The organism is Streptomyces sp. NPDC059534 (genome assembly GCF_042743475.1).
In the GTDB taxonomy this organism is placed as follows: Bacteria; Actinomycetota; Actinomycetes; order Streptomycetales; family Streptomycetaceae; genus Streptomyces.
This window is the reverse complement of the sequence record NZ_JBHWAQ010000042.1, coordinates 31940-54843: the sequence shown is the minus strand read 5'-3', so window position 1 is coordinate 54843 and position 22904 is coordinate 31940. Positions and strand designations below refer to the sequence as shown.

21 protein-coding genes, 3 pseudogenes and 1 riboswitch are annotated in these 22904 nt (G+C 71.9%); of the genes and pseudogenes, 13 read left to right on the top strand and 11 right to left on the bottom strand.

Features of this window, described 5'->3' with window-relative positions; genetic code table 11:
* Both ACFVZH_RS34010 and ACFVZH_RS34005 read left to right on the top strand, forming a co-directional pair.
* Positions 1-110: pseudogene (locus ACFVZH_RS34010) on the top strand (heme-binding protein); the annotation flags it as partial.
* A 128-nt stretch (positions 111-238) separates the two neighbouring features.
* Positions 239-1708: a M1 family metallopeptidase gene (locus ACFVZH_RS34005; protein ID WP_384903517.1), complete on the top strand. Its 1470-nt coding sequence runs from the start codon at positions 239-241 to the stop codon at positions 1706-1708.
* A gap of 53 nt (positions 1709-1761) precedes the next feature.
* Here ACFVZH_RS34005 and ACFVZH_RS34000 read toward each other — a convergent pair whose 3' ends face one another.
* Both ACFVZH_RS34000 and ACFVZH_RS33995 read right to left on the bottom strand, forming a co-directional pair.
* A complete protein-coding gene (locus tag ACFVZH_RS34000; RefSeq protein WP_384903515.1) occupies positions 1762-2286 on the bottom strand; it encodes a GNAT family N-acetyltransferase in 525 nt (174 codons plus the stop codon).
* 61 nt (positions 2287-2347) lie between these two features.
* A complete protein-coding gene (locus ACFVZH_RS33995; RefSeq protein ID WP_017238251.1) occupies positions 2348-2923 on the bottom strand; it encodes a TerD family protein in 576 nt (191 codons plus the stop codon).
* Positions 2924-3063: 140 nt separating this feature from the next.
* Here ACFVZH_RS33995 and arfB point away from each other — a divergent pair, with 140 nt between their 5' ends.
* Positions 3064-3501: an alternative ribosome rescue aminoacyl-tRNA hydrolase ArfB gene (arfB, locus tag ACFVZH_RS33990; RefSeq protein ID WP_384903513.1), complete on the top strand. Its 438-nt coding sequence runs from the start codon at positions 3064-3066 to the stop codon at positions 3499-3501.
* A gap of 65 nt (positions 3502-3566) precedes the next feature.
* On the opposite strand, the gene ACFVZH_RS33985 is transcribed toward arfB, so the two are convergent.
* Entirely contained in the window at positions 3567-4133 is a 567-nt protein-coding gene (locus tag ACFVZH_RS33985) for a flavin reductase family protein (RefSeq protein ID WP_384903512.1), read from the bottom strand.
* A 316-nt stretch (positions 4134-4449) separates the two neighbouring features.
* On the opposite strand from ACFVZH_RS33985, the gene cdgB reads away from it, so the two are divergent.
* Positions 4450-6186, top strand: coding sequence for a diguanylate cyclase CdgB (gene cdgB / locus ACFVZH_RS33980; protein ID WP_384903509.1), 1737 nt, complete (start codon positions 4450-4452; stop codon positions 6184-6186).
* Positions 6187-6259: 73 nt separating this feature from the next.
* A complete protein-coding gene (locus ACFVZH_RS33975; RefSeq protein WP_384903507.1) occupies positions 6260-7243 on the top strand; it encodes a CBM35 domain-containing protein in 984 nt (327 codons plus the stop codon).
* Between the two features lie 12 nt (positions 7244-7255).
* Here the strand turns inward: ACFVZH_RS33975 and ACFVZH_RS33970 are convergent, their stop codons facing one another.
* The 3 genes from ACFVZH_RS33970 to ACFVZH_RS33960 form a co-directional block, all read right to left on the bottom strand.
* Complete coding sequence (locus ACFVZH_RS33970) at positions 7256-8176, bottom strand: 1-phosphofructokinase family hexose kinase (protein ID WP_384903505.1); 921 nt, start codon at positions 8174-8176, stop codon at positions 7256-7258.
* A gap of 131 nt (positions 8177-8307) precedes the next feature.
* On the bottom strand, positions 8308-9462 hold the full coding sequence (gene nagA, locus ACFVZH_RS33965; protein ID WP_384903502.1) for an N-acetylglucosamine-6-phosphate deacetylase: 1155 nt from the start codon (positions 9460-9462) through the stop codon (positions 8308-8310).
* On the bottom strand, positions 9462-10412 hold the full coding sequence (locus ACFVZH_RS33960) for an ROK family protein (RefSeq protein WP_384903500.1): 951 nt from the start codon (positions 10410-10412) through the stop codon (positions 9462-9464). Before ACFVZH_RS33960 ends, nagA begins: the two co-directional genes overlap by 1 nt.
* Before the next feature lie 171 nt (positions 10413-10583).
* On the opposite strand from ACFVZH_RS33960, the gene ACFVZH_RS33955 reads away from it, so the two are divergent.
* From ACFVZH_RS33955 to otsB, 3 genes are all read left to right on the top strand, one after another.
* Positions 10584-11897 carry an extracellular solute-binding protein gene (locus ACFVZH_RS33955; RefSeq protein WP_384903499.1) on the top strand — a complete coding sequence of 438 codons (1314 nt, stop codon included), beginning with the start codon at positions 10584-10586 and terminating at the stop codon, positions 11895-11897.
* 34 nt (positions 11898-11931) lie between these two features.
* Positions 11932-12183 carry a DUF3263 domain-containing protein gene (locus tag ACFVZH_RS33950; RefSeq protein WP_384903497.1) on the top strand — a complete coding sequence of 84 codons (252 nt, stop codon included), beginning with the start codon at positions 11932-11934 and terminating at the stop codon, positions 12181-12183.
* Between the two features lie 103 nt (positions 12184-12286).
* Positions 12287-13129, top strand: coding sequence for a trehalose-phosphatase (otsB, locus tag ACFVZH_RS33945; RefSeq protein WP_384903495.1), 843 nt, complete (start codon positions 12287-12289; stop codon positions 13127-13129).
* An 8-nt stretch (positions 13130-13137) separates the two neighbouring features.
* On the opposite strand, the pseudogene ACFVZH_RS33940 reads toward otsB, so the two are convergent.
* A pseudogene (locus ACFVZH_RS33940) lies at positions 13138-13512 on the bottom strand (NAD(P)-dependent oxidoreductase); the annotation flags it as partial.
* A gap of 150 nt (positions 13513-13662) precedes the next feature.
* Positions 13663-14019 (bottom strand): annotated as a pseudogene (locus ACFVZH_RS33935) (NAD(P)-binding domain-containing protein); the annotation flags it as partial.
* A gap of 97 nt (positions 14020-14116) precedes the next feature.
* Here ACFVZH_RS33935 and ACFVZH_RS33930 point away from each other — a divergent pair.
* Positions 14117-14470, top strand: coding sequence for a winged helix-turn-helix transcriptional regulator (locus tag ACFVZH_RS33930; protein WP_384903493.1), 354 nt, complete (start codon positions 14117-14119; stop codon positions 14468-14470).
* Here ACFVZH_RS33930 and ACFVZH_RS33925 read toward each other — a convergent pair.
* From ACFVZH_RS33925 to ACFVZH_RS33915, 3 genes are all read right to left on the bottom strand, one after another.
* Positions 14460-15815, bottom strand: a complete 1356-nt coding sequence (locus ACFVZH_RS33925; protein WP_384903492.1) for a trehalose-6-phosphate synthase — start codon at positions 15813-15815, stop codon at positions 14460-14462. The two genes, ACFVZH_RS33930 and ACFVZH_RS33925, sit on opposite strands and share 11 nt — an antisense overlap.
* 82 nt (positions 15816-15897) lie before the next feature.
* Positions 15898-17388 carry a hypothetical protein gene (locus ACFVZH_RS33920; RefSeq protein ID WP_384903490.1) on the bottom strand — a complete coding sequence of 497 codons (1491 nt, stop codon included), beginning with the start codon at positions 17386-17388 and terminating at the stop codon, positions 15898-15900.
* A gap of 38 nt (positions 17389-17426) precedes the next feature.
* On the bottom strand, positions 17427-18395 hold the full coding sequence (locus tag ACFVZH_RS33915) for a glucosyl-3-phosphoglycerate synthase (protein ID WP_384903488.1): 969 nt from the start codon (positions 18393-18395) through the stop codon (positions 17427-17429).
* A gap of 148 nt (positions 18396-18543) precedes the next feature.
* A riboswitch (SAM riboswitch) is annotated at positions 18544-18690 on the top strand.
* Here ACFVZH_RS33915 and thrC point away from each other — a divergent pair.
* From thrC to groL, 4 genes are all read left to right on the top strand, one after another.
* Positions 18684-19994 (top strand): threonine synthase, encoded by a 1311-nt coding sequence (gene thrC, locus ACFVZH_RS33910; protein WP_384903522.1) that lies wholly within the window; start codon positions 18684-18686, stop codon positions 19992-19994. Its footprint overlaps the riboswitch before it by 7 nt.
* 14 nt (positions 19995-20008) lie before the next feature.
* Positions 20009-20287 (top strand): MoaD/ThiS family protein, encoded by a 279-nt coding sequence (locus ACFVZH_RS33905; protein WP_384903487.1) that lies wholly within the window; start codon positions 20009-20011, stop codon positions 20285-20287.
* Positions 20288-20683: 396 nt separating this feature from the next.
* On the top strand, positions 20684-20887 hold the full coding sequence (locus ACFVZH_RS33900) for a cold-shock protein (protein WP_015035246.1): 204 nt from the start codon (positions 20684-20686) through the stop codon (positions 20885-20887).
* 319 nt (positions 20888-21206) lie between these two features.
* Positions 21207-22835 (top strand): chaperonin GroEL, encoded by a 1629-nt coding sequence (gene groL, locus ACFVZH_RS33895; protein WP_384116700.1) that lies wholly within the window; start codon positions 21207-21209, stop codon positions 22833-22835.
* Positions 22836-22904: the final 69 nt, after the last annotated feature.

The window sequence follows — 22904 nt, the reverse complement described above, 5'->3', positions numbered from 1 at the left end:
CCGTCACCGCCAAGGGCGCCCCCATCGCCGGCATCGGCGTCGCCGGCGCCCCCTCCGGCGACCTCGACGAGAAGTTCGCCCAGGCCGGCGTCGCCTCCCTCGGCAACTGACCGGTCGCCCGGCAGGAAGAGCCCCACGGCCGGTGGCGGCGCCCGGACCCCCCGCCGGGCGCCGCCGCCTCTTCCGTACGGCCTTTTCCGTATGCGCCCCGTTCGGGAGGGTTGCTTAGGATCGGTACGTGATCCAGCGCAACCGGACCGGAACCGCCGCCGCCCTCGTCGCCCTCGCACTGCTCGCGGGCGGCTGCACGGGGGCCACCGGCGGCGTCCGGGGCACCCCCGGGGCCGCCGGGCTGCGCGACCCGTACTTCCCGAAGCTCGGCAACGGCGGCTACGACGTGGGGCACTACGCCCTGTCCCTCGCCTACGACCCCCGCACCGGGCGGCTCGACGGCACCGCCGAGATCACCGCCCGCGCCACCCAGGACCTCAGCGCCTTCAACCTCGACCTCGCCGGTCTCACGGTGGCCGCGGCGACGGTCGACGGCGCCCCGGCCGCCCACAACCGGGCCGGGAACGAACTGACGCTCCGGCCGCACGACGAGATCCCCGAGGGCGCGGAGTTCGAGGCCACCGTCACCTATACGGGCGTGCCCGAGCCGATCACGGACGCGGACGGCTCCGAGGAGGGCTGGCTGCGCACCGACGGCGGTGCGGTCGCGGTCGGCGAACCGCAGGGCTCGATGACCTGGTTCCCCGGCAACCACCACCCCTCCGACAAGGCCGCGTACGACATCACGCTCACCGTCCCGGCCGGCCTCGACGCGTTCTCCAACGGGGTCAGGACCGAGCGGCGGACGGCGGCGGACGGCCGCGTCACCACCGTCTGGCACGCGGCCGAGCCGATGGCCAGCTACCTCGCGACGGTCGCGATCGGCCGGTTCGAGACGGGGACGGCGACCGCGCCACTGGGAGCTGACGCCGATGCCGACTCCAGTGCCAGTGCCAGTGCCAGTGCCAGGGCGAGCGTCAGCGCCGACGCCGGGTCCGTGCCCGTGCTGACCGCCGCCGAGCCGGCGGTCGCGGCGAGCAGCGCGGCGCTGCGGGGCGAGATCCCCACGATCCTCGGCCGGCAGGCGGATCGTTTCGGCCCGTACCCCTTCTCGGCGGCCGGCGCGATCGTCATGAAGGACGGGCCCCTCGGCTACGCCCTGGAGACGCAGACCCGGCCCGTCTTCCCCGCCGCCTCCTTCGACCGGGCGACCCTCGTCCACGAGCTGGCCCACCAGTGGTTCGGGAACTCGGTCACCCCCGCCGGCTGGCGGGACCTGTGGCTGAACGAGGGCTTCGCCACGTACGCCGAATGGCTGTACGCGGAGGAGTACGAGAACGTCCCCGCCCGGACCCGCTTCGCGACCGCCTTCGCCCAGGACGCCAACTGGGCCTTCCCGCCCGCCGACCCCCCGGCCGCCGAGAACCTCTTCGACCCGCCCGTCTACCAGCGCGGCGCGATGGTCCTGCACAAACTCCGGGAGACCGTCGGCGACCGGGTCTTCGACGAGATCCTGCGCGGCTGGCTCGCCAAGTACCGGCACGCCAACGCCACCACGGACGACTTCACGGCCTACGCGGAGAGCGTGGCGGGGAAGGACCTCGACGGGCTGTGGGACGTCTGGCTGTACGGCGACGGGAAGCCGGAGAAGCCCTAGCGGGCACCCTGGAGGTGCCTTAGGGGCCTCTTGTCGGTCAGGTCAGGTCAGGGTCAGGTCAGGGCCTTGCGCAGCACGACGCAGGCGCGCCCCTGGGCGAGGTCCGGGCGCCGGGCGGTCTCCTCGTAACCGAGCGAGGTCCAGAAGGCCAGCGCCTTCGGGTTGTTCTCCAGGACGGCGAGCCGCAGCCCGGCGCGGCCGTCGGCGCGGAAGCGGTCCTCGACGTACGCGGCGAGCCGGCGGCCGTGGCCCGCGCGCTGCTCGTCCGCGTGGACCATGAGGAGGCCCAGCCACGGGTCGGGGTCGGCCGGGTCGGGGTGGCGGCCGAGCGTCACGGCGACGGCGACGAGCCGGCCCTCGGAGCGGGCGAGGAGCACCTCGGCGGTGGGCTCGGCGAGGTCGTCGGCGAGCGCGGCGGCGACCTGCTCGGGACGGATGTCGGACGGGTCCGGGAAGTCGCCGCTGAGCTGCTGGAACGCGACGTTCGACGCGTACAGCGCGGTGAGCTCGGTGAGCAGCGCGCCGGGGAGGGCGGCGCCGTCCTCCAGGGCCTTGGGGGCGAGGGCTTCGACGATCACGCGGAAAGGGTAGAGCCCCGGCCGGGAGGTCCCGGCCGGGGCTCTGTCCTCGTACGACGGATCAGAGGTTGACGCCGAAGTCGCGGGCGATGCCCTCGAGGCCGGAGGCGTAGCCCTGGCCGACGGCGCGGAACTTCCACTCGGCGCCGTTGCGGTACAGCTCGCCGAAGACCATGGCGGTCTCGACGGCCGCGTCCTCGGAGAGGTCGTAGCGGGCGAGCTCGGCGCCGCCGGCCTGGTTGACGATGCGGATGTACGCGTTGCGCACCTGGCCGAAGTTCTGCGAGCGGTTGACCGCGTCGTAGATGGAGACCGGGAAGACGATCTTGTCGACGTTCGGCGGGAGGGCCGCCAGGTTGACGTTGATCTGCTCGTCGTCGCCGCCGCCCTCGCCGGTGCGGTTGTCACCGGTGTGGACGATGGTCTGGTCCGGCGTCGACTTGTTGTTGAAGAAGACGAAGTGCGCGTCGGACGCGACCTTGCCGGCGGCGTCCACACCGATCGCCGAGGCGTCGAGGTCGAAGTCGGTGCCGGTGGTGGTGCGGACGTCCCAGCCGAGGCCCACGGTGACGGCGGCGAGGCCCGGGGCCTCCTTGGTCAGGGAGACGTTGCCGCCCTTGGACAGGCTCACAGCCATGGAAAGTCCCTTTCATCGTGATGTCTTCGCCTGGAGAAACGCGTGCGCGGCCCCGGCGGTTCCCGACCGGTTCTCCACGGGCTTTCCCACGGGGTTCCGCGGTGAAAACAGGATGACTCCGATGGCCCCCTCCGGGGAACATGGAGGGCATGTCCGGTCCCTATTTCATCCGCGGCTCCGTCTCGCTCCCCGAGGCCGAGCTCCAGTGGCGTTTCTCGCGGTCGTCGGGGCCGGGCGGGCAGCACGTCAACACCAGCGACTCGCAGGTGGAGCTCCGCTTCGACCTCGCGGCCACCGAGTCGCTCCCCGAGGTGTGGAAGGCGCGGGCGCTGGAGCGGCTGGCCTCACGTCTCGTCAACGGCGTCGTGACGGTCCGCTCCTCGGAGCACCGCTCCCAGTGGCGCAACCGCGAGACGGCCGCGGTCCGGCTCACCGCCCTCCTCGCCGAGGCGACGGCCCCGCCGCCGAAGCCCCGCAGGCCGACGAAGATCCCGCGCGGGATCAACGAGCGGCGGCTGCGCGAGAAGAAGCAGCGCTCCGAGACGAAGCGGACCCGCCAGTCCCGCGACTGGGGCTGAGGCGGCGTCCGGCCGGTCTGGGACAGACGCGAGCGGGGCGCCTCCGGTCGGTCCGGGAGACCTGTTCAGGACAGCTGGCGGTACTTCCCCTGGAAGTACGTCAGCGGGCCGGCGGCGGAGGCCGGGGGCAGGGCGGCCGTCAGGACGCGGCCCACGACGAGCGTGTGGTCGCCGGCCACGACCCGGCTCTCGGTGCGGCACTCCAGCGTGGCCAGCGCGCCGCCCATCAGCGGGGCGCCGCTCTCCTCGCCGCGGGTGTACGGCAGGTCGGCGAAGAGCAGCCGGTCGCTGACCCGGTTCTTCATGGCGAAGCGGCCGGCGACGTGCCGCTGGCTCTCGGCCAGGATCGAGACGGCCCAGACGGGGACGTCGGCGAGCAGGTCGTCCATACGGGAGCCGTTGCGGAGGCTGACCAGGACCAGGGGCGGGTCGAGCGAGACCGACAGGAAGGCGGTGGCCGTCATGCCGACGTCCTCGCCGCGCGGACCGTCGTCGGGGTCGTGCGCGGTCACCAGGACCACGCCCGCCGCGAGGCGGGACATGGCCGCCCGGAACTCGTCGTTGCTCACCCCCTCAGCATGAGGGATGGCCAGGTCGGAGACGGGGGGCGGGGCGGGGGTCTTCTGCAGCACACCCGCAACGCTATTGCGGCGCCCGTGCCCGACGCATCGGGCCCGGGGACCAGTCCGGGACCCTCGCCGGACCTAGGCCCTGTCCGAAAAGTCCTGCCCGGCTCGTGTCCGGCGGGCCTCTCCGCCCTATGGTGCGAGGCCCCAGGAGGAAAGACACGACCCGCCATGACCTGCTGTGACTTGAGTCACAGAGGGCAGTATTTGCTGACCCTGTGTACCGGGTGCGCAGCTCGCTGTGATTCAGTGGCAGTGACAGTGCAACACGTAGCCGATGAGAACCCTGGAGTTGCTGTCGAGGTCTCGGGGAGAGCGAGCGATGGAGACCGAGTCGGAGCCGTACGTCCGTCTCTCGACCCTGCGGCAGCTGCATCACGTCGTGGCGGACCTCAACACTGCGCGCAGCCTGGCGGACACCCTGCAGACCGTCGCCGACGGTGTGGTCGCCGGTCTCAACTATGAGCTGGCCTGCGTCAACCTCGTACGCCCCGACGGTGACCTCGTCGTCGCCGCCTTCGCCGGAAGCTCCGCCGCCGAGGCCCTGATCACCGGCCGGGTCGGCTCCCGCGCCTCCTGGGAACGGCGCCTCGCCATGGGGTCCTCCTGGGGCGACCTGCGGTTCATCCCGCACACCGAGGGCTGGGTCCTGATGGAGGACGACGTCCCCCAGTGGCACACCGACGGCCCGGCGCCCCGCTTCGAGGACGAGTGGCACCCGCACGACCGGCTGTACGCCCCGATGTACGCCTCCGGCTCCGGCCGTGAGCTCCTCGGCGTCATATCCGTCGACCGCCCGCGCAACGGCCGGCACCCGGGCCCCTGGGGCCAGGAGGCGCTCCAGATGTACGCCTCGCAGTCGGCGATCGCGATCAGCAACGCCCGCCTCCGCTCGAACATGCAGCGGGCCCTGGTCCGCCTGGAGCGGGAGCAGCAGGCCCTGCGCGCCAGCGAGGAGTCCTTCCGGCAGGCATTCGAGTACGCCCCCTCCGGCATGGCGATCGCCGAGATGGGCGGCGACCAGCACGGCCGGCTGCTGCGGACCAACGACGCCCTCTGCCGGCTCCTCGGCCGGCCCGCGTCCGTGATGCGGCGCTACTCCTTCGCCGACCTCGTCCACCCCGAGGACATAGGCACCCTGCTCCGGACCTCCGCCGAGGGCGGCCGGGCCGAGCTGCGGCTCGGGCGGCGCGACGGCACCTATGTATGGGTCTCCCTGCGCAACTCGGTCGTCGCCGACACCGCCGACGGACCCCGCTTCCTCCTCACCCATGTCGAGGACATCGAGGAGCGCAAGCGGCACGAGCTCCAGCTCGCCCACCGGGCCTCGCACGACGCGCTCACCGGCCTTCCCAACAGTGCCGAGCTGCGCTCCCGCCTCTCCGCCCGCATCTGTGAACGCCCCTCGGCGCCGGGTGACGAGGCCGCGTACGGCGCGTACGACTCCGCCCGGGACGGCGGCTACGGGCCCGGCGACGGGTCCTCGTACGACACCTCGTACGAGACCACCTACGACCCGTCGTACGACTCCGGCCACGAGCCGCAGCCCTACGAGCACGAGCACGAGCACGGCTTCGGATTCGAGCCGGCGGGCGGCGCCGGGCCGTACGACCACCATGTCCACGCCGTCGCGCCCACGGGCGGCGAGGTCGACGACGGCACCAAGGGGCTCGCCGTCCTCTTCTGTGACCTCGACGGCTTCAAGTCGATCAACGACCGGTTCGGGCACCACACCGGCGACGCCGTCCTCATCGAGGTCGCCCGCCGGCTCACCACCGGTGTGCGGGACGGCGACACCGTGGCCCGGCTCGGCGGTGACGAGTTCGTCGTCCTCGCCGACGGTCTCGGCGCCGCCGACGCCGCCGACCTGGCCGTACGCCTCCGCAACGCGATCATCCCGCCCATCCGGGTGGACGGGCGGGCGGTCCGGGTCGGCGCCAGTTTCGGCATCGGCTGGGCCGAATGCGGGATGACCGTCGAAGAGGTCCTGAACTCCGCCGACCAGCGGATGTACGTGGAGAAGCGCTCCCGCGCCAAGGTCCACCGCAGGGCCGGCTGAGTCGCGCGCTCGTCCGTTCGGGGTAGGCTCGGCCGGTCGGCGACGGCTGGCGAGCATGGAGAGGATGACCCGGATGGCTGCCGGTAACGACGGCGCGAGCAAGCCCGAGGACGACGATCCGTTCGGCTACCTGTACGCGGACGGCCAGGCAGCGGGCGCCCAGCCCCCGCAGGGCGGCGGCTACGGCTACCCCGGCCCCGCCCCCGCGCAGCCGGGCGTGCCCCGCACCTCGTACAACCAGGTCAGAACGGTCGGCGAGCGCCAGTACGGCCAGCCGCAGCAGCCCTACGTCCCGCCGCAGCAGCAGGCCCCCTACGGCCAGCCGCAGGCGCAGTACGCGGCGCCCGAGACCTACGGCGGCGGACCCGGCGGACCCGGCGGGTCGCAGACCCGCCAGTCGTCGATTCCGCCCCAGCGCGGTGGCGGCTCCGGCCGCGGCCCCAACACCAAGGGCCTCCTCATCGGCGCCGTCGCCGTCGTCGCGGTCGTCGTCGTCGGCATCGCCGCCGCCGTGATCAGCAACTACGGCAACAAGGACAAGGACGACCAGTCCGGCAACACCCCCTCCACCGCCCCCTCCCAGGTCTCCCAGCAGCCCAGCACCGAGCCCAGCGCGGACAAGACCCCGGAGGAACTCCCGAAGCAGGACGCGGCCACCCTGAAGCTGGGCGGCTCGGCCCTCACGGAGACCACCGTGAAGGGTGCCGAGGGCGCCGGCGGCGTGTACGTGTCGGGCTTCAACGCGATCGGTTCCTCGGTGACCTGGAAGGCGAACATGCCGTCGGACGGCAAGTACCGCCTGACCGTGCGCTACGCCATCCCGGCCGTCGACGCCAACGCCACCCTGACGGTCAACGGCAAGGCGAACTCGTCGCCGCTCGGCCTGAAGAACTTCGTCCACTCCTCGGACCCGAACCTGGAGAAGAACTGGCAGACCACCTGGGCGCCGGTCTCCCTCCAGAAGGGCGAGAACGAGATCAAGATCTCCTGCGAGCAGGGCAACCAGTGCAACGTGCTGCTCGACTGGCTGGAAGTCACCCCGGAGCTCGGGCAGTAGGAGTCCCGCCTCTCAGGCGTTCTCCTCCGTGACCTTCACCCGCGTCAGCAGTTCCTCGTAGGCGGCGGCGTCGAACTCCCCGGCCACCGGGGAGAGGACGGTCGCTGCGGACAGGGCGACGGCGCGGGTGAGACGTTCGGGCCAGGGGGCGGCGTCGACCAGGCCGGAGAGGAGGCCGGCGACGGCGGAGTCGCCGGCGCCGGTGGGGTTGCCCTTGACCGCTGCCGGCGGGGTCGCGCGCCAGAGGCCCTCGGGGGTGGCGGCGAGGAGGCCCTCGGGGCCGAGTGAGGAGATCACCGCGTGGGCGCCCCGGCGGCGGGCGTCGCGGGTGGCGCGGTGGGGTTCGCGGGTGCCGGTGAGCTGGGCGAGTTCCTCGGCGTTGGGCTTGACCAGGTCGGGGCGGGCGGCGATGCCGCGCCGGAGGGGTTCGCCGCTGGTGTCGAGGAGCACGGGGACGCCGGCGGTTCGGGCGAGGCGGACGAGTTCCGCGTACGCGCCGACGTGGATGCCCGGCGGGAGGCTGCCGCAGAGGGCCACCGCGGCGGCCCCGTCGAGGAGTTCCGTGAAGCGGGTGCGGAAGGCGGTCCATTCCGCGGCGGTGACGGCCGGGCCCGGCTCGTTGAGCTGGGTGGTGTCGCCGGTCGCGGTGTCGACGACCGCGACGGTGCGGCGGGTGGGGCCCGCGGTCTCCACGAGTGCGTCCCGCACGGGGGTCGCGGCGAGCTGGGCCCGCAGCATCGCGCCGGTCGCGCCGCCCGCGAAGCCGGTGGCGACGGTCTCGTGGCCGAGGGCGGCGAGCACCCGGGCGACGTTGAGGCCCTTGCCGCCGGGGCGTTCGATGACCTGGGTGACGCGATGGGAGGCGTGCGGGGTGAGGGCGGGGACCCGATAGGTCAGGTCCAGCGCCGTGTTGAGGGTGACCGTGAGGATCACCTGTCCACCCCCCGTACTCCGTACTCCGTGTGAAGTCCTGCGGAACGCACGCTCCGACGGGCACCGATCATGCCAAACGAAAGGCGGTTGGCCCAGTCCCCCGGCCGACCGCCCTCGCACATGACTCCTGATCAGACCGTTGCGGCCGCCGCCGGGTCGAGGATCCACTCGCCCTTGCGCATGACGCCGACGAGGTCGAACCCGGCGTCGAGGACCACGATGTCGGCGTCCTTGCCGGGCTCCAGGGAGCCGACGCGGTCGGCGACGCCGAGGAGGCGGGCGGGGTTGGCGGAGATGGCCTGGACAACGGATTCGACGGGGAGGCCGTCGATGGTGACGGCGCGCTTGAAGGCGCGGTCGAGGGTGAGGGTGGAGCCGGCGATGGAGCCGCCCTCGACGAGGCGGGCGACGCTGTCCTTCACCTCGACCTCCAGGGGGCCGAGCATGTAGCGGCCGTCGCCGAAGCCGGCCGCGTCCATGGCGTCGGTGATGAAGGCGACGCGCTCGGGGCCCGCGTGGTGGAAGGCGAGTTCCAGGGCGGCGGGGTGGAGGTGGGTGCCGTCGTTGATGAGCTCGACGGTGATCCGCTCGTCCTCCAGGAGGGCGGCGATCGGGCCGGGGGCGCGGTGGCCGAGGGCGGGCATCGCGTTGTAGAGGTGGGTGGCGACGGTGGCGCCGGCGTCGATGGCCGCGGCGGTCTGCTCGTACGAGGCGTCGGTGTGGCCGATGGCGGCGATCACGCCGTGCTCGGCGAGCAGGCGGACGGAGTCGAGGCCGCCGGGCAGCTCGGTGGCGAGGGTGACCATCTTGGCCTGGCCGCGGCCGGCGTCGATCAGCTTGCGGACGTCGGCCGGGTCGGGGTCGCGCAGCAGCGTCTCGTCGTGGGCGCCCTTGCGGCAGGGGGAGATGAACGGGCCCTCGAAGTGGAGGCCGGCGATCTCGCCCTGTTCGGCGAGCTCGGAGAGCAGGCCGGCGCGCCGGGTGAGGAAGTCCATCTCGCCGGTGACGAAGGAGGCGACGACGGTGGTGGTGCCGTGCAGCCGGTGGGTGTGGACGCCCTTGAGGACCTCGTCGACGGTGCCGGAGGTGAAGGAGGCGCCGCCGCCGCCGTGGTTGTGCATGTCGACGAAGCCGGGGACGAGCCAGTGCCCGGTCAGGTCGGTCTCGGGGGCGCCCTCCGGCGCGCTGCCGGTGATGCGGCCGCCGTCGACGATCACGCGTCCGTTCTCGACGATCCCGGTGGGCAGCACGACGTGTGCGCCGGCGAGAACCTTGTGATCGGCCATCAGGCGGAAACCTCCGAGTCGGTGGGGGGCTGGTCGGCGAGCAGGTCCCAGGCGAGGAGGCCCGCGCCCAGGCATCCGGCGGTGTCCCCGAGGGCCGCCGGGACGATGGCGGGCAGCTTCTGGAACGTGACTCGCTCCTCCACCGCGGCCCGAAGTGGTGTGAACAAGGTTTCCCCGGCCTCGGCGAGACCGCCACCGATGATGAGCGTGCGGGGGTCCAGCAGGGTGAGGGCGGTGACGAGGCCGTCGGCGAGGGCGTCGACGGCGTCCTGCCAGACCTGTACGGCCTTGGCGTCGCCGGATTCGACGGCCTTGGCGCAGTCGGCGGCGTCGGCGTCGGGGTCGCCACTGGCGGCGGCCCATGCCTGGGAGACGGCGGAGGCGGAGGCGTACCGCTCCAGGCAGCCGCGCTGGCCGCAGCCGCAGTCGGTGCCGCCGGGGCGGACGACGATGTGGCCGATCTCGCCGGCGTAGCCGTGGGCGCCGGCTTCGATGCGGTCGCCGATGCCGATGGCGCCGGCGATGCCGGTGCCGAGGGGGACGAAGAGGAAGCGGTCGGCGCCGTTGCCCGCGCCGATGCGGCCTTCGGCGAGGCCGCCGGTGCGCACGTCGTGGCCGAGGGCGACGGGGATGCCGTCGAGTCGGCTGCTGAGGAGTTCGCGCATGGGAACGTCCCGCCAGCCGAGGTTGGCGGCGTAGACGGCGATGCCGTTCTCGGCGTCGACGATTCCGGGGACGGCCACTCCGGCGGCCGCGGCGGGTTGGCCGTACCGCTCCTGGCCGAGCGCGCGGAGCTCCTCGGCGAAGCCGAGGATGGTCTCCACCACGGCCTCGGGGCCACGGCGGCGCCCGGTGGCGCGGCGGGCCTCGTGGAGCAGGGTGCCGTCCGCCCCGACGAGGGCGGCCTTCATGCCGGTGCCGCCCACATCCAGGGCGATGACGTGTCTCACGAGGGACAGTTTGGCGCGCGAGCACCCAAAAGGTCTAGTCCACTGCTGAGGATTGTTGCGTACGGATACAAATTCGAGGTTCGGGCTGCGTTGCGGAAGCGATACCCAAGTGGTGTAGACCTCATGCTCGGCCACGGGAGAGACTTGCGGCCCTGCGCCGGGTGAACACGCATGTCGGTGCAGCTCGACGACGAGCAAAAGGTGGATGAAGCCGTGGAGCGGCGACGATTTCTTGGACTGACCGCGGCCGCCGCCGCCCTCGGAATGACCGCGACGGTCGCCGGGTGCGGCTCTCTGGGGGGCGCCTCCGGCGACGTCACCCTCCGGCTGGTCGCCGCCGAGTACGACCTCACCGGCGGCGACTCCACCAAGAAGTACTGGACCGACCTCGTCGCCGCCTTCGAGGCGCAGTACCCCAGCGTCACGGTCGAACTCCAGGTCGAGTCCTGGGACGACGTCGACCGCAAGGTCGCCGAGATGGTCGCCGCCGGCAAGGCCCCCGACATCGCGCAGATCGGCGCCTACGCCGACTACGCGGCCGCCGACAAGCTCTACGCCGCCGACGAGATCCTCTCCATCCCCGTCCAGGCGAACTTCCTCGCGCCGCTGGTCGCCGCGGGCGAGTCCAAGCGCACCCAGTACGGTCTGCCGTTCGTCGCCTCCACCCGACCCCTCTTCTACAACGAGGACCTCTTCGCCGAGGCCGGGCTCAAGGCCCCCAAGACCTGGGCCGAGCTGGCCGCGGCCGCCGAGAAGCTGAAGGACAACGGTGTCGACACCCCCTTCGCGCTGCCCCTCGGCCCCGAGGAGGCCCAGGCCGAGACGCTGATGTGGCTGCTCAGCGGCGGTGGCGGCTGGACCGACGCCACCGACCACTACGCCGTCGACTCCGACGCCAACGTCCGCACCTTCGAGTGGCTGCGGACGAACCTGGTCGCCAAGGGCCTCACCGGCCCCGTCGCCCCCGCCAAGCTCAACCGCAAGGCCGCCTTCGCCGCCTTCGCGCGCGGCGAGGTCGGCATGCTCAACGGCCACCCCTCGCTCGTGAAGGAGGCCGCCAAGAAGGGCGTCAAGGTCGGGCAGGTCCCGCTGCCCGGCGCCGACGGCACGCCCAAGTCCTCCATGGGCGTCGCCGACTGGATCATGGGCTTCAAGCAGAACGGTCACCGCAAGGAGATCGGCGACTTCCTCAACTTCGTCTTCCGGGACGAGAACGTCCTGAAGTTCGCCGGGGACAACGACCTCCTGCCGGTCACCGTCAGCGCCTCCACCCGCATGGAGACCGACCCCGAGTACGCCAACCTGCGCGCGTTCCTCAAGGGCCTGCCCAACGCCCAGCTGCCGCCGGTCGGCAAGACCTCCTGGGCCAAGGTCAGCGAGAACGTCAAGAAGAACATCGGAAAGGCGGTCTCCCCGGACGCCAAGCCCGCCGAGGTCCTCGGCGCGATCGGCCGGGCGGCGACGGCGGCCGAGGCGGCCGAGTAGGGCCGCAGGGGCCGCCGGGTAATAGGTTGGTCGTATGACCGCGAGCGAGGAACGAGACGACGACGGCCTCGCCGCACGCGAGCAGGCCCTCCTCGCCGTCGAGCGCCGCTCCTGGCCCGGCCCCGGCGCCAAGGAGCGGGCCGTCCGCGAGCGGCTCGGCCTCTCGCCGACCCGCTACTACCAGCTCCTCAACGCCCTCCTCGACGACCCGCGCGCCCTCGCCCACGACCCCGTCACGGTCAACCGGCTGCGCCGGGTCCGCGAGGAGAAGCAGCGGAGGAGATGACGGGCGACAGCGCGCGTCGGTGAGGGCCGGGCCGCCGGGTTCCTCCGTCGCCGTCTCGTTCGCGCCCCTGACGCGGGCGCCCCGCGTCGGTAGGGTCGGAAGCATGGTCAGCAGCCTCCCGCACCCGGCCACGTCCGCAGGCCGCGACGGTCTGGCCGCGCTTCTCGCGCGGCCGGCGAAGGCCGTCGTCGCCCTCGACTTCGACGGCACCCTCGCCGAGATCGTCGCCGACCCGGAGCAGGCCCGCGCGCATCCCGGCGCCGTGCCCGCCCTCGCCGCCCTCGCTCCCGAGGTCGCCTCCGTCGCCGTCGTGACGGGCCGCCCCGCAGGGGTCGCCGTCCGCTACGGCGGCTTCGCCGGCGTCCCCGGCCTGGAGCACCTCGTCGTCCTCGGCCACTACGGCGCCGAACGCTGGGACGCCGTCACCGGCACCGTCCACGCCGCCGCCCCGCACCCGGGCGTCGCCTCCGTCCGCGCCGAACTCCCCGGCTTCCTCGACCGGGCCGGCGCCTGGCCGGGCGTCTGGATCGAGGAGAAGGGCCGGGCCGTCGCCGTCCACACCCGCCGCGCCCTCGACCCGGAGGGCGCGTTCGAGGCCCTCAAGGGCCCCCTCGGCGAGCTCGCCACCCACCACGGCCTCGTCCTGGAGCCCGGCCGCATGGTCCTGGAGCTGCGGCCCCCGGGCATGGACAAGGGCGTGGCCCTCGCCGAGTACGTACGGGAGGTGGGCGCCGGGTCCGTGCTCTACGCGGGCGACGACCTGGGCGACCTCCCCGCCTTCGCCGCCGTCGAGAAACTCCGCTCCGACGGCACCCCCGGCCTCCTCGTCTGCAGCGGCTCCACCGAGGTCCCGGAACTGGCCGACCGCGCCGACCTCTCCGTGACCGGCCCCCCGGGAGTCGTCGACTTCCTGACGGCCCTCGCCAAGGCGGTCCGCACCGGTTGACCCGGTCGTCAGCGCAGCAGCAGGTCGACCACCCCCGTCAGATCCTCCTCGCCGCCCCCCACCTCAAGGCGCCGGCGCATCAGGTCGAAGTACGGCCGGATCAACTCCGGGCTCACGCCCTGCTCTTCGGCCGTCGTCAGGAACGTGGGCGTGCCCGCCACCTGCATGGCGAGGTTCGAGACGACGCCGTCCGTGTAGTCGCCGCTCTTCAGCCGGGCGGCGGTTCCGTGGACGCCCCGGGCCATGGCGGTGAGCCAGTCGGCGAGCAGGGGGGCGAACGAGACGGGGTCGACGCCCTCGCTGCGGATCAGTGCGAAGGCGTGTGCCGCGCCTGCGAACAGGCCGTACATCCCGCTCAGGAGTGCCACGTCGTGGAGGGCGGCGAAACCCGCGTCCTCGCCGACGTACTCGGTGCCGACGGGGACGGCCAGGGTGTCCCGGTGCAGTTGGAAGAGCTCCCGCGAGCCGCTGTAGAACACGTAGCCGCCGGCCGCCGGGACACCGACCATGGGCGGTACGGCCATGATCCCGCCGTCCAGGTAGCGAGCTCCCCGCCGCTCGGCCCAGGCGGCACGCGCGCGGGCCTGGGCCGGTGTCGTGGTGGTGAGGCCGACCAGGTCCTTGCCGGTCAGGTCGGCGCCATCGAGGGCGGCGCCGACGGAGTCGTCGTCGAGCAGGCAGACGACGACGAGACGACTCGCCGCGACGGCGCCGGACGCGCTCTCCGCGACCTTCGCCCCCTCGGCCGCGAGGGGCTCCGCGCGGGCCGGGGTCCGGTTCCAGACGGTGAGGGGGTGCCCGGCGGCGAGCCAGGTCCGGGCGAGCGCGGTGCCCATCGCACCGAGGCCGAGGAGGGTGACGGGGGTCTTCTCGGAAGGGTTCGCTGTCATGCCCACAAGGCTGCTCCAGGGCTCTGACCTGCTCAAGTACCCACTTCCAGGTGGGTGGTTACCCTGAGGTGAGCGAACAGGTCAGAGGGGTGGACGCATGGCGACGCTGAACCGGCCCGGCGGCGAGGACGGGCACATCTGCGGGATCGACACCGCGATGGAGGTCATCGGCGGCAAGTGGAAGGTCCTCATCCTCTGGGCACTCCACGAGCAGCCCCATCGCCGCTTCGGCGAGCTCCGCCGTCTCCTCCCCGGCATCACCGAGAAGGTCCTCGCCTCCCACCTCCGCGAGATGGAGGCCGACGGCATCGTCCACCGCGCCTCCTACGACGAGGTCCCGCCCCGCGTCGAGTACTCCCTCACCAAGGGCGGCATCCGCCTGAACGAGGCGCTGGAGCCGCTGGCGGCGTGGGGGAGGGAGCGACGGGCATCCGGCTCCGCTACGTCCTGAGTGCCTCCAGCTGGTCCAGGAACCAGCGCTGGGGTGGGAGGGCGGTGGCGGCGGCGGCGAGGCGCTTGGTGCGGTCGGTGCGTTCGGCCGGGGGCATGGAGAGGGCGGCGTGGAGGGCTTCGGCGGTCTCGGAGACGTCGAAGGGGTTGACGGTGAGGGCGTCGTCCTTCAGTTCCTCGTAGGCGCCGGCGCCGGTGGACAGGACGAGGGCGCAGCCGGATTCGGAGACGACCGGTATCTCCTTGGCGACCAGGTTCATGCCGTCGCGGACGGGGTTGACGAGGGCGACGTCCGCGAGGCGGTAGGCGGCGAGGGAGCGGGCGAAGTCGTCCTGGACGGAGACGAGGACGGGCTGCCAGCCGGGGGTGCCGAACTCGGCGTTGATCCGCTCGGCCAGTTCGGTCACCGAGGCGGTGTAGGCGCGGTAGACGTCGAGGTCCTGGCGCGAGGGGTACGCGGAGGCGAGGTGGACGACGCGGTCGCGCCACTCGGGGTGGACGGTGAGCAGCTCGCGGTAGGCGAGGAGGCCGCGCAGGATGTTCTTCGACAGTTCGGTGCGGTCGACGCGGACGATGGTGCGCCGGTCGCCGACCTCGGCGCGGAGGCGGGCGAGCTTCTCGTCCACCGCGGGCCGGTGGGCGAGGGCCCGGAGCTCGTCGGCGTCGACGCCGAGGGGGTGGACGGAGACCCGGGTCCCGGCGCTCCCGCCGCCCGCGCAGCTCAGGAAGGCGGCGGCCCAGACCTGGGTGTGGAAGCCCAGCTCGTCCGCGCCGAGCATGCCCGACAGCAGTTCTTCGCGGATGTCGTCCGGGAGCATCCGGAGGTACTCGGGGGACGCCCACGGGGTGTGGGTGAAGTGGGAGATGCGCAGGTCGGGGCGGAGGGCGCGGAGCTGTCCCGGGACGAGGGCGAGGTGGTAGTCCTGGACGAGGACCGCCGCGCCGTCGGCCGCCTCGGCGGCGAGGGTCTCGGCGAAGGCGCGGTTGTAGGCGCGGTACGACTCCCAGCGGCGGCGGAACTCCGCGTCGAAGACGGGTTCGCGGGGGATGTCGTAGAGGTGGTGGTGGAGGAACCAGAGCACCGAGTTCGCGATGCCGTTGTACGCGTCGTCGTGGACGTCCGGGTCGATGTCCAGCATGCGTACGCCGGGCTCGGCGATTCCGCGGCGGACGGCCTCCCGGTCGCCGTCGCCCAGTGCCGCGCACACCCACAGGCTGTCGTGGGAGGAGATGGCGCTGAGGCCCGAGACCAGGCCGCCGCCTCCCCTGCGGGCGTCGAGCGAGCCGTCGTCGCCGGGGACGTACGAGACCGGGCCCCGGTTGGATGCCACGAGCACAGTAGCCATGTGGCGAACCTAGCCCGTCCCGTAAACGCTCAAACGTACGTATACGAGACAGGCTGATCCGGCCACGTGGGGTCACCGCAGGTCAGTCGCGTCGGCCGCGCATGGCCGCCTTCGCCACCAGGCCCGTCGCCGCGAGGGCCACGGCGAGGGCGCCGAGCAGCCAGAGGCGCTCGCCGTTGCCGCCGGTCTCGGCCATGGAGCCGGCGTTGCCCTGCGGTCCGGGGGCGGGCGGGGCCGGGTGCACCTGGACGGTGGCGGTGGGGGACGTGGCCGGCGAGGGGGAGGCCGGTCCGCCGGATTCGGTGGGGTCCGGCGGCGACGGGCTCGGGCTGGGCGTGGGGTCGACCGGTGTGGGCTTCGGGGACGCGGTCGGCTTCGGCTTGTCGAGCACCGGGGCGCCGGGCTTGACCGTGGCCGGGCGGGCCGTCTTGGTGATCTCCAGGTCGGGGACCGGCACGGAGAAGGCGAGCGCGGACGGCACGTAGGTGTCGCCGCTGGTGGAGAAGGTCAGGTCGGCGGAGGTGGCGCCGGGCGGGACGGCGCCGGCCGGGACGTCGAACGCCTTGGCGTCGATGCTGAGGTTGTCGGCCGGCTTGGGGGCGACGGCGCCGTCGTCCTCGCTGATGAAGAAGTTGTCGGTGGTGCCGGTGTGGGACTCGGTGACGTTCTTGCCGTCGACGAGGAACGTGTCGCCGGGGGTGTTCCGGTCGCCCTCGTACGCGGTGACGCTCGCCCGTACGGTGCCGGGGCCCCGGTGGAAGCCGTCCACGGTGATCGTGGTGGCGGGGGAGGTCGAGCGCTGGAGGACGTGGCCGCCGTAGACGTAGACGTTCCGGCGCTCGGGGGCGCGGGCCGGGTCGGGGGCGGGGAACCGGTGGACGACGGTGAGGGACCAGCCCCCGACGCAGCCCTTGCCGTTCGGCGCCCAGACGTTGCCGACCGTCACCCGGGCGTCCGTCCCGGAGGTGCCCGCGAAGGCGGCGGTCACGTCCGACTCGCCCGTGTAGTAGTGCGGGCCGCCGGTGTCGGACGGGTCGACGACCATGCTGTCGATCGAGACCGGGGTGGCGGCCCCCGCGCCGACCTTGATCACCGGGGCGGTCGTCGCCGGGTCGCCGGGCGAGGGGGCGGCGTCGGCGCCGGAGATGTCGCACCGCGTGAGCCGGGCGCCGCTCGGGCCCGTGTACGTGCCGTCGTTGCCGCCCCAGAACAGCCGGGCGTACGCGACCTCCGCGCCGGCCGGGATCACGACGTGGCCGGTGCTGGAGCCGTAGTCGGCGTCCCCGATGTCGCCCGCGTCGATGCGCTGCATCACGAAGGTGCTGTTGTTGTCCGAGCCCTGGCCGGACGCCGCCGTCGCGCAGCGCGCCGCCATGTCCGCGGGGGCGGTGGGGCAGCCCATGACCGTGTTGCCGATGGTGGTGAAGTCGCCGTACAGCGACTCGTCGTACCGCTTGCCGAAGGGCTCGACCACGTCCGCGGCGGCCGGTCCGGCCGCCGTGAACGCGAGCGAGCCCGCCGTGAGACCGATGGCCGCCAGCACTCTGCCCGGGTGATGTCGTCTGAAGCGCATAAAAGGGCAATGTATGCAAAATGGATCATCATGGGGCGTTACGCCACGCGGCGGCGCGCGTACTCCGCGATCTCGACCATCGGGGGCCGCTCCTCGGTGTCCACCGCGTACGTCCGCGGCTCGAAGCCCTTCTCACCCCGCTCGAACTGGGTGAGCCGCGGCCGCACCAGATGGCCCCGCGACAGCCGCAGCTGCGCGGTCCGGTAGATCGCCGCCGCCATCCGGCCCAGCGCCTGCCCGTCCTGGTGCCGGTGCTTGCGCACCCCCACGTCCACCTGGGCGAGCGCGTCCAGGCCCACCGTGTGCAGCGCGTCGACGAGCAGCCCCAGCTCCACCCCGTAGCCGACCGGGAACGGCAGCCGTTCGAGCAGCGAGCGCCGCGCCGCGTACTCGCCGCCCAACGGCTGCACGAAACCGGCCAGCTGCGGCCAGTGCAGGTTGAGCAGCGGGCGTGCCACCAGCTCCGTGACCCGGCCGCCCTGGGCGGGGGTCCGGCCGGCGGCGGGCCCGTCGAGCTCGGTGCCGAAGGGCCGGTCGTACATCGCCTTCACGAAGTCGATGCCCGGGTCGGTGAGCAGTGGGCCCACGATCCCCGTCACGAAGTCCGCGGAGAAGTCCCGCAGGTCCGCGTCGACGAAGCACACCACGTCCCCGGCCGTCGCCATCAGCGACCGCCACAGGACCTCGCCCTTGCCGGGCACGGCCGGTATCCGGGGGAGTATCGCGTCGCGGGCGACCACCCGCGCCCCGGCCGCCGCCGCCACCTCCGCCGTGCGGTCGGTGGAGCCGGAGTCGATCACCACCAGTTCGTCGACGAGCGGCACCGCCTCCGACATCAGTTCGCGGCGGATGACGGCGACGATGTCCCCGACCGTCGCCTCCTCGTTCAGCGCGGGCAGCACCACGCTGACGGTCGTCGAACGCTTGGCGGCGAGGATCCGCTCCAGCGGCCTGTCGGCCACTGACCAGGACCGCCGGTCCAGCCAGCGCTCCACCTCTTCCAGCACGTCATCTCCATCTCGCGTTACGGACGGCCGGTCCAAGCATCCGGGCCTTCGGTTACAGTCTTGAGCAACGCGGATCCCCGATGCACGTCGGGGTGCCGACCGCGTCGGAGCGCAGGAACGAAGTCCATCGCGCTTCACAATCGAATACCGCTCATCCAGAGGGGCAGAGGGAAACGGCCCGTTGAAGCCCCGGCAACCCTCCAGTCGGTTTGTCTCGTACTCCAGCGAGGCCCCCGGCTAGGGAAGGTGCCAAATCCGTCTCATGGCGAAAAATTCGTCATGGGAAAGATGAGGAGAAAGGGCCTCGCCTCCATGGCTGCACAGACTGTCGCTTCCGCCACCACCGTCGACCTCGGTCCCGCGTCCGGGCTTTCCTGTCGCGAATGCGGTGAAGTCTTCCCGCTCGGTCCGATCTTCGCCTGCGAACTCTGTTTCGGACCTCTCGAAGTCGCGTACGACCTTCCCACCGGTGACCCCGAGGCGCTGCGCAAGCAGATCGAGGCCGGCCCCGCCAACATCTGGCGCTACGCCCCGCTGCTGCCCGTCCCGGCCGACGTCGCCGAGAAGCCGAACCTGAACCCGGGCTGGACCAAGCTCGTCCAGGCCGACAACCTCGCCCGCGAGATCGGCGTCGCCCCCGGCAAGCTCTTCGTCAAGGACGACTCCGGCAACCCGACCCACTCCTTCAAGGACCGGGTCGTCGCGCAGGCCCTGGAGGCCGCCCGCGCCTTCGGCTTCACCACCCTCTCCTGCTCCTCCACCGGCAACCTGGCCGGCGCCGTCGGCGCCGCCGCCGCCCGTGCCGGTTTCCGCTCCTGCGTCTTCATCCCGCACGACCTGGAGCAGGGCAAGGTCGTCATGGCCGGTGTCTACGGCGGTGACCTGGTCGCCATCGAGGGCAACTACGACGACGTCAACCGCTTCTGCTCGGAGCTCATCGGCGACCCGCTCGGCGAGGGCTGGGGCTTCGTGAACGTCAACCTCCGCCCGTACTACGGCGAGGGCTCCAAGACGCTGGCGTACGAGATCTGCGAGCAGCTCGGCTGGGTCATCCCCGACCAGCTGGTCATCCCGATCGCCTCCGGCTCCCAGCTCACCAAGATCGACAAGGGTCTGCAGGAGCTCATCAAGCTGGGGCTCGTCGAGGACAGGCCGTACAAGATCTTCGGCGCCCAGGCCGAGGGCTGCTCCCCGGTCTCCGCCGCCTTCAAGGCCGGCCACGACGTCGTCCGCCCGCAGAAGCCGAACACGATCGCCAAGTCGCTCGCGATCGGCAACCCGGCCGACGGCCCGTACGTGCTCGACATCGCCCGCCGCACCGGCGGCGCCGTGGAGGACGTGAACGACGAGCAGGTCGTGGACGCCATCAAGCTGCTCGCGCAGACCGAGGGCATCTTCGCCGAGACCGCGGGCGGCGTGACCGTCGGCGTCGCCAGGAAGCTCGTCGAGGCCGGGCTCATCGACCCGAACCTCACCACCGTCGTCCTCAACACCGGCGACGGACTCAAGACCCTGGACGCGGTGGCCGACACCTCTCAGGCGACCGTCACCATCCGCCCGAGCCTGGACGCGTTCCGCGACGCCGGCCTGGCCCTCTGAAAGGTTACGAAGACATGGCCGTGAACGTCCGCATCCCCACCATCCTCCGCACCTACACCGGCGGGCAGTCCGAGGTCCCGGCCGAGGGCACGACCCTCGCCGAGGTCATCGCCGACCTGGAGAAGAACCACACGGGCATCGCCGCCCGCGTCCTGGACGACCAGGGCAAGCTGCGCCGCTTCGTCAACGTCTACGTGAACGACGACGACGTGCGCTTCGAGCAGGGCCTGGAGACGGCCACCCCGGCCGGCGCGGGCGTCTCGATCATCCCCGCGGTGGCCGGCGGCTGCTGAGCCGTCCCGCGTCCCGTCTTTCTTGAATTGCCCCTTCCGCGACAATAAGCGGAAGGGGCAATTCTGTATGGTTGAGCGGGGTAGAGTTGGGGAAGTCCCCTCCGCTGCTCATGCCGGACGCATATGAGAAAGCGCCTCCGCGCGACAAGAAGCAGCCAAAGTGCCTGCGCGTTGTGTACGTTCTGCGCCTTTTGCCGGGCCCGACTTGCCCCGTCATCCAGGGGATTCTCCCCAATTCCCCTTTCCGTCGCGCCGAGAATTCTCGCTCGAATGACCTGTTGCAGAGGGCAGTTGGGCAGATACATTCAGCGGCGGTCGACGCGTTCCGGCGCAGGGTCTGACCCGGGTCCGCGAAGTGCGGGTCCCGCGCAAGGGCCAGTAATAGGGGAGTTAGGCATGGCTCAGGGCACCGTCAAGTGGTTCAACGCGGAGAAGGGCTACGGCTTCATCGCGGTCGACGGTGGTGCGGATGTTTTCGTCCACTACAGCGCGATCCAGATGGATGGCTACCGCAGCCTCGAAGAGGGACAGCGAGTCGAGTTCGAGATCTCGCAGGGCCAGAAGGGTCCGCAGGCGGACATGGTCAAGCTCGCCGTCTGAGCGCGGCGCGATCGGCCACCGACGCAACGCCGTCGAGGGGTCCGCATCCCTGAGGGGATGCGGACCCCTCGCGCGTTCCCGCGCGCCCCCGCGCGCCCCACTCGTCACGTCCCGATCATCGAGAGTCGCTTGCACTCTCCTATGCCGAGTGCTAATCATTGGCGTTAGCACTCGGAAGGTGAGAGTGCTTACGAGGATCGGGCAGACGAGGTCCGCGGCCAGGTGGGGCAAGGAACCATCGGGCACGCAGGCCGTCCGTCGCGGGCGTCGGCGCGGTCCTGGAGCGTTATCCACCCCATGTCCGGGAGGACCACTTCACATGGCCAAGATCATCGCGTTCGACGAGGAGGCCCGGCGCGGTCTCGAGCGCGGCATGAACCAGCTCGCTGACGCCGTCAAGGTCACCCTCGGCCCCAAGGGCCGCAACGTCGTCCTCGAGAAGAAGTGGGGCGCCCCCACGATCACCAACGATGGTGTCTCCATCGCCAAGGAGATCGAGCTCGAGGACCCGTACGAGAAGATCGGCGCCGAGCTGGTCAAGGAAGTCGCCAAGAAGACGGACGACGTCGCCGGCGACGGTACGACCACCGCCACCGTCCTCGCCCAGGCGCTCGTCCGCGAGGGTCTGCGCAACGTGGCCGCCGGTGCCAACCCGATGGCCCTCAAGCGCGGTATCGAGAAGGCCGTCGAGGCCGTCTCCGGCGCCCTGCTCGAGCAGGCGAAGGATGTCGAGACCAAGGAGCAGATCGCTTCCACGGCCTCCATCTCCGCCGCCGACACCCAGATCGGCGAGCTCATCGCCGAGGCGATGGACAAGGTCGGCAAGGAAGGCGTCATCACCGTCGAGGAGTCCCAGACCTTCGGTCTGGAGCTGGAACTCACCGAGGGCATGCGCTTCGACAAGGGTTACATCTCGGCGTACTTCGCCACCGACATGGAGCGCATGGAGGCGTCGCTCGACGACCCCTACCTCCTGATCGTCAACTCCAAGATCTCCTCGGTGAAGGACCTGCTCCCGCTCCTGGAGAAGGTCATGCAGTCGGGCAAGCCCCTGCTGATCATCGCCGAGGACGTCGAGGGCGAGGCCCTGTCGACCCTGGTCGTCAACAAGATCCGCGGCACCTTCAAGTCCGTCGCGGTCAAGGCCCCGGGCTTCGGCGACCGTCGCAAGGCCATGCTGAACGACATCGCCATCCTCACCGGCGGCACGGTCATCTCCGAGGAGGTCGGCCTCAAGCTGGAGAACGCGGGCCTCGACCTGCTGGGCCGCGCCCGCAAGGTCGTCATCACCAAGGACGAGACCACCATCGTCGACGGTGCCGGTGACAGCGAGCAGGTCGCCGGTCGCGTGAACCAGATCCGCGCCGAGATCGAGAACAGCGACTCGGACTACGACCGCGAGAAGCTCCAGGAGCGCCTGGCGAAGCTCGCCGGTGGCGTCGCGGTCATCAAGGCCGGTGCCGCGACCGAGGTCGAGCTCAAGGAGCGCAAGCACCGCATCGAGGACGCCGTTCGCAACGCGAAGGCGGCCGTCGAGGAGGGCATCGTCGCCGGCGGTGGCGTGGCCCTGCTCCAGGCGTCGAGCGTCTTCGAGAAGCTCGAGGCCGACCTCACGGGTGACGAGGCCACGGGCGCGAACATCGTGAAGCTGGCCCTTGAGGCCCCGCTGAAGCAGATCGCGATCAACGCCGGCCTCGAGGGCGGCGTCGTGGCGGAGAAGGTCCGCAACCTGCCCGTCGGCCACGGCCTGAACGCCGCGACCAACGAGTACGTCGACCTCATCGCCGAGGGCATCATCGACCCGGCGAAGGTCACGCGCTCCGCGCTGCAGAACGCCGCGTCGATCGCCGCGCTGTTCCTCACCACCGAGGCCGTCATCGCCGACAAGCCGGAGAAGGCGTCCGCGCCGGCCGGCGGCGGCATGCCGGGCGGTGACATGGACTTCTGATCCTCCGGGATCGGTGGTTCATCGCTGAACGCGACCGAGGGCGGCACTCCCATCAGGGGGTGCCGCCCT

Bases quoted from the DNA above. Each gene is read 5' to 3' on its own strand.
- ACFVZH_RS33995 (WP_017238251.1), bottom strand. From the start codon at position 2,923: ATGGCTGTGAGCCTGTCCAAGGGCGGCAACGTCTCCCTGACCAAGGAG.
- arfB (WP_384903513.1), top strand. From the start codon at position 3,064: ATGGAGGGCATGTCCGGTCCCTATTTCATCCGCGGCTCCGTCTCGCTC.
- cdgB (WP_384903509.1), top strand. From the start codon at position 4,450: ATGGAGACCGAGTCGGAGCCGTACGTCCGTCTCTCGACCCTGCGGCAG.
- ACFVZH_RS33975 (WP_384903507.1), top strand. From the start codon at position 6,260: ATGGCTGCCGGTAACGACGGCGCGAGCAAGCCCGAGGACGACGATCCG.
- nagA (WP_384903502.1), bottom strand. From the start codon at position 9,462: ATGGCCGATCACAAGGTTCTCGCCGGCGCACACGTCGTGCTGCCCACC.
- ACFVZH_RS33955 (WP_384903499.1), top strand. From the start codon at position 10,584: ATGTCGGTGCAGCTCGACGACGAGCAAAAGGTGGATGAAGCCGTGGAG.
- ACFVZH_RS33950 (WP_384903497.1), top strand. From the start codon at position 11,932: ATGACCGCGAGCGAGGAACGAGACGACGACGGCCTCGCCGCACGCGAG.
- otsB (WP_384903495.1), top strand. From the start codon at position 12,287: ATGGTCAGCAGCCTCCCGCACCCGGCCACGTCCGCAGGCCGCGACGGT.
- ACFVZH_RS33930 (WP_384903493.1), top strand. From the start codon at position 14,117: ATGGCGACGCTGAACCGGCCCGGCGGCGAGGACGGGCACATCTGCGGG.
- ACFVZH_RS33925 (WP_384903492.1), bottom strand. From the start codon at position 15,815: ATGGCTACTGTGCTCGTGGCATCCAACCGGGGCCCGGTCTCGTACGTC.
- ACFVZH_RS33920 (WP_384903490.1), bottom strand. From the start codon at position 17,388: ATGCGCTTCAGACGACATCACCCGGGCAGAGTGCTGGCGGCCATCGGT.
- thrC (WP_384903522.1), top strand. From the start codon at position 18,684: ATGAGGAGAAAGGGCCTCGCCTCCATGGCTGCACAGACTGTCGCTTCC.
- ACFVZH_RS33905 (WP_384903487.1), top strand. From the start codon at position 20,009: ATGGCCGTGAACGTCCGCATCCCCACCATCCTCCGCACCTACACCGGC.
- ACFVZH_RS33900 (WP_015035246.1), top strand. From the start codon at position 20,684: ATGGCTCAGGGCACCGTCAAGTGGTTCAACGCGGAGAAGGGCTACGGC.
- groL (WP_384116700.1), top strand. From the start codon at position 21,207: ATGGCCAAGATCATCGCGTTCGACGAGGAGGCCCGGCGCGGTCTCGAG.